At 65.6% G+C, this 7,390-nt stretch carries 7 protein-coding genes; 4 read left to right on the top strand and 3 right to left on the bottom strand.

Annotated features, from left to right (window positions below):
• Window positions 1-381 precede the first annotated feature (381 nt).
• Together IU450_RS22145 and IU450_RS22140 are read right to left on the bottom strand one after the other, a co-directional pair.
• The gene (locus IU450_RS22145; RefSeq protein WP_195151628.1) at window positions 382-1,410 is read right to left on the bottom strand and encodes a hypothetical protein; all 1,029 of its coding nucleotides are present in this window, start codon (window positions 1,408-1,410) and stop codon (window positions 382-384) included.
• A gap of 151 nt (window positions 1,411-1,561) precedes the next feature.
• Window positions 1,562-2,038, bottom strand: coding sequence for a hypothetical protein (locus tag IU450_RS22140; protein WP_195151627.1), 477 nt, complete (start codon window positions 2,036-2,038; stop codon window positions 1,562-1,564).
• A 174-nt stretch (window positions 2,039-2,212) separates the two neighbouring features.
• Here IU450_RS22140 and IU450_RS22135 point away from each other — a divergent pair, with 174 nt between their 5' ends.
• Window positions 2,213-2,821 carry a GNAT family N-acetyltransferase gene (locus IU450_RS22135; protein WP_195151626.1) on the top strand — a complete coding sequence of 203 codons (609 nt, stop codon included), beginning with the start codon at window positions 2,213-2,215 and terminating at the stop codon, window positions 2,819-2,821.
• Window positions 2,822-2,963: 142 nt separating this feature from the next.
• Window positions 2,964-3,683, top strand: coding sequence for a hypothetical protein (locus tag IU450_RS22130; RefSeq protein WP_195151625.1), 720 nt, complete (start codon window positions 2,964-2,966; stop codon window positions 3,681-3,683).
• A gap of 238 nt (window positions 3,684-3,921) precedes the next feature.
• Here IU450_RS22130 and IU450_RS22125 read toward each other — a convergent pair whose 3' ends face one another.
• A complete protein-coding gene (locus IU450_RS22125) occupies window positions 3,922-4,740 on the bottom strand; it encodes a class I SAM-dependent methyltransferase (protein WP_195151624.1) in 819 nt (272 codons plus the stop codon).
• Between the two features lie 542 nt (window positions 4,741-5,282).
• On the opposite strand from IU450_RS22125, the gene IU450_RS22120 reads away from it, so the two are divergent.
• Together IU450_RS22120 and IU450_RS22115 are read left to right on the top strand one after the other, a co-directional pair.
• Complete coding sequence (locus IU450_RS22120; RefSeq protein ID WP_195151623.1) at window positions 5,283-5,957, top strand: undecaprenyl diphosphate synthase family protein; 675 nt, start codon at window positions 5,283-5,285, stop codon at window positions 5,955-5,957.
• Window positions 5,954-7,342 (top strand): protoporphyrinogen/coproporphyrinogen oxidase, encoded by a 1,389-nt coding sequence (locus tag IU450_RS22115; RefSeq protein WP_195151622.1) that lies wholly within the window; start codon window positions 5,954-5,956, stop codon window positions 7,340-7,342. The genes IU450_RS22120 and IU450_RS22115 overlap by 4 nt, the downstream gene beginning before the upstream one ends.
• Window positions 7,343-7,390: the final 48 nt, after the last annotated feature.

Genomic DNA, 7,390 nt, shown 5'->3' with positions numbered 1-7,390 from the left:
GTGGGTCACGGACGGGTCTTTCCAGTCGAACGGACGGAGGATTGGCGTTTTCCATCCTGCCGCTGGAAGACCCGTCCCCCTTCAACTCACCCCTGCCCAGCCGTCACCAACGTCACGACCCGCAACACCTAGTGCCTCGTCCGGGAAGGTTGATGCTGTAACCCCGCGGCTCAGGGTGGCGGGTTGATCATCGACGGGTGAGCGGTGATGCCGCCGGTGGAGGTGATGCCGGTGGCTCGCAAGCCAGATGTGTTCGTCAGGGCGGTGACGCCCGAAGAGAGCCGCAAGCCGGCCCAGATCGCGCGGCGCAGCAAACAGCCGATCCGGATGCAGCGGGCCGTGGTGGTGACGGCCTCGGCTCGGCATCAGCCTGACAGGGCACTAGCAGCGTTGATACTGACGCGCGAAGGGCTCCGACTCCGGTGCAACCTCGCGCCCGGATTCTGGGCAGCCGCCGACAAGGACGGCGAGACCGGGGCCGTTGCGCGTCGTGATCCTGTAGTCGACCACGCCACCGCGCTGGGATAAGTAGCGAAGATGCCGGTCGGCGAGTTGTGTCGCCTGCGCAGCGCTGAATTTCTCTCCGACGGGCGGGAATACCGTGACGCCCAGTGTGCGGCCTGCTGTCGCGGGCGGGTCGAATACCGACACCTCGACGATGGCCGGGGTGGGTTGGTCGGTCAGGAACCACTCCCACAATTCGAGTTCGCCGTTGGAGGGGAAGCGGGGGCGGCGATCCGAGTGGGTCAATCTCGGTTCCAGTCTCGAGTAGTGCTCAGACATGCTCTCCCCATGAATGGGGGACACTGTCCAGTCGTTGGATGCCAGTTCCGGGAAGTCCTGGATGATTCGGCGCATCGCCGCGGTGGCACGCTGGGGTTCGGCCTCGGAGCCCGCTCGGACACTGATGTATTCGGTCAGTCCGTCCGCGTCTCCGGTGGGCTTGAAGCCGTGGGTGGCCCAGTGAATCTCCGCACCGGTATCGGCCGATGACACTCGGGTCCAGGTGTATGCCGCGTTCGCTTCCACGTCCACGTCCCGCCCGAACCGCCAGCCCGCGAAATAGGAGTCTGTCATCCGGTGGATTTTGACCGAGGTCGAGTCGCCTTGATAGTGCGGCGGCAGTTGCTGAGCGCCCATGACACGCACGACAGACGCGGTCTCGGCTGGTGTGGCGCCGTCCTCGAGCTGCACGTCGAGTCGGGATGTGTAGTACGAGTTGGGGCCGTACGGGTGATACTGGAACGCATGTGACGCGTCGGCCACTCCCGGAAGGGCCTCGATGGCCGTCTCGATCACCTCCGACCAGCTGTCACGCTCGGCCTGATCGGGCCCTTTCGGATAGAGCGAACATCCAGTCAGCAGGACTGCCGCCATCATCAACACGATGGTGGGCACGGTGAAACGCATAGCGTTCATCATGTCAGCAGTCGGTGGTGTGTCAGGTCGCTGAGGAAGGACGTTCTCGAATGTCCTCGGTTCGGCGGTTGCGGATCGACTTCGACTGGGGCCCACGGGAACAGCGCCGGGCAGTTACGGCATCACCATTCTGGGCGCGGCACTAGTCCACCCGGATGGGCCTGCCGCCCTCGAAGGATCGGCTTTCGAGAATCTTGCTGACCTTCATCGGTTCTGCGGGGTCTCTATAGGTATATGCGGCTGTCACTTTCAGGCGCGACGTGCGGGCGAGACCCCCCAATTTCCAATCTCCCGAAAGGTACAGGGTTACACGGTCTTCCAGGTCCCCGATAGGTCCCACATCGTGAGTATGCATGTACAGGACACCGAGGGGGCACCCCCAGAAGGGCCAACCCATGCTTCCTGTGCAGATCCAACCGTCGTGGGTGTTGTCCGAATCTATGTAAAGCTCCCAGTGGTGGACGCCGGGTATTCGGGGCAGGTAATGCGAAGCAATCCAGATCACCAATTCATAGATCGTGGACGCGGCCGGAAACATCCAGCGCTGGCCGTGCGGCCGTGAATCGTCGCCGGCGTTCAGCGACTCACGATCGAGGGTCACTTCCACCCAATCCGACACGAACCGAATACTTCCAAAGGACGGCGCCGACTCCGGGCAGGCGCGCCGCGCTGGTCGATCGCCCCGCTCACGACAATCGCCACCGTCTGCCCGCCGGTATCGGCCACCGGCCTCCGTTTCGCGCCGACTGCCGCGATGCGGTCGGAGTTCAGCCCGAATCGGTATCGTCGCGATATGCCCGCTCTGATCGCTCCTACTACGCGTCTGCACGCCGCCTGGCTCGAGGCGCACGCCGAGTGGGGTCCCGGCCGGCACGAGGACGGCTTCGGGCTGCGGCCCTCCGACGAGGTCGACTCGCCGACCGGTTTCGCGGCCTGGGTGGCCCGGTTGGCTGCCGAATCGGGGGTGGCGGCGGTCGAAGCGACCCGGGCGCGTTGCACCTATCGATGGATCGTCGAGGGCGACCGAGTACTCGGCGGGATCGCGCTGCGGCACGGGTTCGACGACTTCGTGCGGTGGGCCGGCCACATCGGCTACGGCATCCGGCCGTCCGCGCGTCGGCGCGGGCTGGCCACCTGGGCCCTCGGCCGGATGCTCGACGAGGCCGGGAACCTCGGAATGGACCGGGTGCTGATCGTCTGCGCGGCCGACAACATCGCCTCGGCGAAGACCATCGAGCGCCGAGGCGGCGTCCTCGAGCGCATCCTGGACACTGAGCTCGGTCCGGCACGGCGTTACTGGATCGACACCGCCGATCATGAGGCTGCCCCGCGGCCCGACCAGCCTGTGATATCCCCAGATGGTGAGCAGGTCGTGGACCTGGCCGTCAAAGATGACCGCTGACGCGTCGGCGTAGCGGGCCGGTGACAACAGCACGCCGTCTCGCCAGCCAGGCTTTCTGCCGGTCGCGAGTCGAGTCTCAGCCGTCCGCCCCTCCCCGGCCGTAAGATGATCGCTACGAGTCCACTCCGCGAGGAGGCTGGCGATGACCGACAGCCCACGATCGATCGCAGAAATCGACATAGCGCTCCCACCGGGTGCGCGAGAGGAGCGATTCTCCGGCTACGGGGTGATGGGGATGCCCTTCGCCAGCGGCCACTACTTGGCGCTGCGGCATTTCCCGGCCAGTTCGGTCGGTGCCGGATACGACGCGGTGTGGCATCGAGACCCCGCAGGCAAGTGGGTGATCTACAGCAGCGTCTCCCCGGCGACCAGTTGCGCCCGCTACTTCGGCTCGGCGCTCGAAGACGCGCGAGTGGAAGACATCTCGGTGACCTGGACGGGTCCCTCCGCGCTCACAGTGCAGGTGCGCGACCGGATCGTGTGGGATCTCGAGCTGGGACGATCGGCGGCGACGGTAGTGATGACGGGTCTCGGTCGCATGATGCCCGCCGCTCTATGGCGAAGTCCTGCCGTCTTGTCGCTCATGTCGCGGGTCGCGGGGCCTGCGCTGGGCGTCGGGCGGGTGCGGTTGCGCGGCACCTCCCCGAACGGTCAGTGGTTCCTGGCCAATCCTCGGATGCTGTGGACCGTCGAAACCAGCAGTGCCCGGATCGATGGCAGCGACATCGGTCCTCCCGGGCCACTGGCCGAGCAGACCAGATTGGGTGACTTCTGGCTGCCCCAACGCGGAATGTTCGCCGTGGGTGAGACCTATTTCGAGCAGTACGATCCGACTCGCCATCACCCCGTCTCCGCCTCCTGATGGCCGCGCTCGCCTGCCTACCGCGAGCGGCCACCAGCAAGCACGACACCGTGGCCCCTAGCGTCATCGCCTTCGCTCAGGGCGCTGCCCCTGCCTTCCGCTAACCCCTTGAGCGGAGGCTGAAGCACGACGAGCATCGCCGCACAACGCACAATGGGCGCTGGCCTGGGATCCCGGTGGAAACCCCGTCGCCACGAGCACGAGGCCTGTCATCGAGCGCTGAAGCCAATTGCTCCGCTCAGGCCGACCGGCGTGCGGTGACCAAAAGGTACTCCCATTCCATTCGCCCGTTGCCCACATCGTGGCGGGCCGCGAGCTCCGCGAGTGCGCGGTCCAACTGCGCGATCTTGTCGGGATCCCCCGCAATGGCCTTGTACACCGCGACCGTCGGTCCGTAGTAGGTCTTGAAGAAGTCGCGGAACTCGGTGGCGTCGGCGAAACGGTCGATGACCGCGTTCTCGCGCCGTAGCTCCAAGTCGGCGACGCGATCACCCAACAGGGACCGGACATGCGTTTCGTCGCCCCACTGCGGGGGCGGCTGCGCGCCGGGCGGGGGCGGCGGAGCGAACGGTTTCATGGCGGCGAACATCTGCCCGATGAATCCGGTGGGCGTCCAGCTGATCAGTCCGATCGTGCCGCCCGGTTTGGCCACGCGCACCACCTCGTCGGCGGCCGCCTGGTGGAACGGCGCGAACATGACGCCTACACACGAGATCACGGCGTCGAACTCGGCATCGGCGTAGGGCAATGCCTCGGCGTCGGCTTCCTGCCATTGCAGGTCGACGCCCCTTGCGGCGGCGATCCGCCGACCCGCCTCGAACAACTCCGGCGTGAGATCGCTCGCCACGACGTCCGCACCGGCCTCCGCGGCCGGGATCGCCGCGTTCCCGGATCCGGCCGCGATGTCCAGCACACGTTGCCCCGGGCCGATACGGCAAGCCTCGACCAGACGCCGGCCGAGCCCCGGGATGACTTCGGTGGCGACGGCCGAATAGTCGCCCAGTGCCCACATGGCGCGATGCCGCTTCTTGAGATCGGTGGAACCGGGTTCGGTCATCTGACGCTCCCTTTGTCGTCGGGCCGGTCGAACCATTCGCGGGTGCACACCCGCTCAGCTACCGAAAGAAGGTCCGCACCATGCACGGGCGTTTCACTTCCCACACCAACTCAGAACGCGGGCTCGTCGAAACCGCGAGCCAAGCAGGTGCTTACCCGGCAACGGTCGCAAACAAACCAGGCGTACCCACCGCATCGATCAGCTTCTGCCTACGCTGACCGGACTGCCGTCGGCGCCGCTCACGTACTCGCCCCCTGTCGAAGGCAATGCTCGCGACCACCCCGAACCCCGCATCGGGCCGACACCCGCGCGGCCTGCTCATTACCGCCGGATTGGTCATCTATGACGTGGGATCGGAGTGAGCCGTCACTGCTGACCCGAATCCACCGAAAACCTCCCGCCTGCCTGCCCATTCCGCGATCGGCCTAGCACGCAAGATCTTGCTCGACGCACGAACTTCCCGGTCGATTTTCGATCTGTTCGGCAAGTTCAACTTTTGCGAGTATCGAACTCGTATGTGAACTTCGATAGTTAGGCCGCCCGTGCAATCGACCTCCAGGAACCCTCGGCATATCGCATTCATCGTCGACGGTAATCGGCGTTGGGCCCGAGATCGCGATCTTCCCCCCTCGACCGGGCACGATGCGGGCTACAGCAATGTACTCACCATCGACACGGCATGCCAGCGACGCGGAATTCCCTGGCGCTCGTACTATCTCCTGTCGTCGGCCAATATGCGACGCAGCAGTGCGGAGGTCGAGCATCTTCTGCAACTGCTGACGAAATTCTTCCGGGAGTGGGCAGAGGCCACGAAGGCCACCCCGCACCTTGTCGGAGAAATCGACTCGAGCGAATTTCCGCCGCCGCTGCGAGCCGAGGCTCGGCAACTATCGGACTTGTGCCGCCATGCTTCGACCGAGAATACGGACCACGTTGCTTTCTTCGTCAACTACGGCGGGGAATCAGGGTATACGGATGTGCCGCAAGCAGCCTGCCTCGGACATATTCCGCCGGTCGATCTCGTTGTCCGAACCGGAGGCGAGCACCGCCTCAGTGGTTTCATTCCGCCCCAGGTCGCCTTCAGTGAATTGACATTCGTGAACGAGTACTGGCCGGAGTTCTCCGACATTCATCTGGATCTCGTCATCGACCAGTTCGCGTCCCGCGATCGGCGCTTCGGCGGAGATCCGGCCGCCCAGACCCGGGTCACCGCGTGAGCGCGCGCACCTCGATGCCCGATTCCGATGTGCTCGTGATCGGCGCAGGGCCGACCGGCCTGGCGGCGGCCGCCGACTGTGTGCGCGCGGGACTCGTCGTCACGATCGTGGAACGAACCGGAACGGTTGGTGGCCTGGCCCGTTCGGCCGAAATCGCCGGGTTCGAAGTCGATCCCGGCGGGCATCGCTTACTCGCGACCACAGCGCGCCAACGTCGCGCATGGTCCGAATTGGCTGAAGGGCTGGGCCGGTTGCCGCTGCACAGGGTCGGCCGCCGCAGCGGCATACTCAGGCGTGGGCGGGTGATCGCCTACCCCGTCGAATGGAGACAGTTCGCGCAGGTGACACCCCTGGGCACCCGGCTCAGGGCAGCGGCCTCCATGGCGCGCCGCCGGGTTCGGCCACTGCGTGACGAGGACTCGCTATCTGCCTGGGTGACCAATCGCTACGGGGACTATCTCACCGATGCGCTGATGGATCCCCATGCTCGCAAGGTCTTCGGTGTCGAGCCGACGGACATCCCGGCTGCGTGGGCCGCGCAACGAATCGCGGTACCGCCGCTGCGTGAAGTACTGAAGGCCGCGCTGCCTCGGCCGAACCGGCACCCTGCTCCGACGGAAGCCGATCATTTCCTGTACCCCGAGGGGGGACTCGGGCGGCTCTGGTCTCGCTTCGCCGAATCTCTCGCGGGGGCGAATCTGCTGTTCGATTCCCAACCGGTCGCGATCGGGAAAGCGAATTCCGGAGAGCTGTCGGTCGATGTCCTGGGACCGGGCGGACCGATAACCATCACGGCCCGCAGGGTCATCTCCACGGCGCCTCCGGAGGACCTCGCCTCGTGCATCGGCCTGACATCGCTCAGCGCGCGACTCGCGCGCAATGCGATCCGACGAGACCTGATCGTCGCGCTGGTCCGGGTGTCGTCGTTGCCCCGAATGTGGGAGAACTATCAATGGCTGTACACCCATGACGTCGGCGTTCGCGCCAATCGTTTCCAGAACTACGGCGCTTGGAAGGGGTTGGCGTGCCCGCCCGGACTCATCGGCTTGGAGTACACGGTCCCGTCGGGCCAGGTGCCCGACTACACCGCTCAGGTGCACCGTGATCTGTCGATCATCTACGGCGGCGAGTACGAACTGCTCGGCTTCGACACGTTGCACAACGCGTACGCGAACTTCGAAGCCACTCGCGGCCTGCTCGAAGAATTCGACGCCGAGATGGCTCGATTCGGCTCAGGACTGATCAGCACAGGCCGACAAGGCGCCGGGGTCTACATCAATCTCGATCAGGCGCTGCGGCTCGGCCGGCGGGCCGCCTCCATGCCCGCCGACTATTCCGGAGTACTCGGCGGCGGCGAATACTCCTCGTACCAGGAGCGCCGGTGACTCCCATGACAACTGGCCGGAGCAGGCGCCGTTGCACGACGCCTGCTC

This window comes from Nocardia abscessus (assembly GCF_015477775.1).
Lineage (GTDB): Bacteria > Actinomycetota > Actinomycetes > Mycobacteriales > Mycobacteriaceae > Nocardia > Nocardia abscessus_A.
This window is presented reverse-complemented; position numbering and strand designations above follow the sequence as displayed.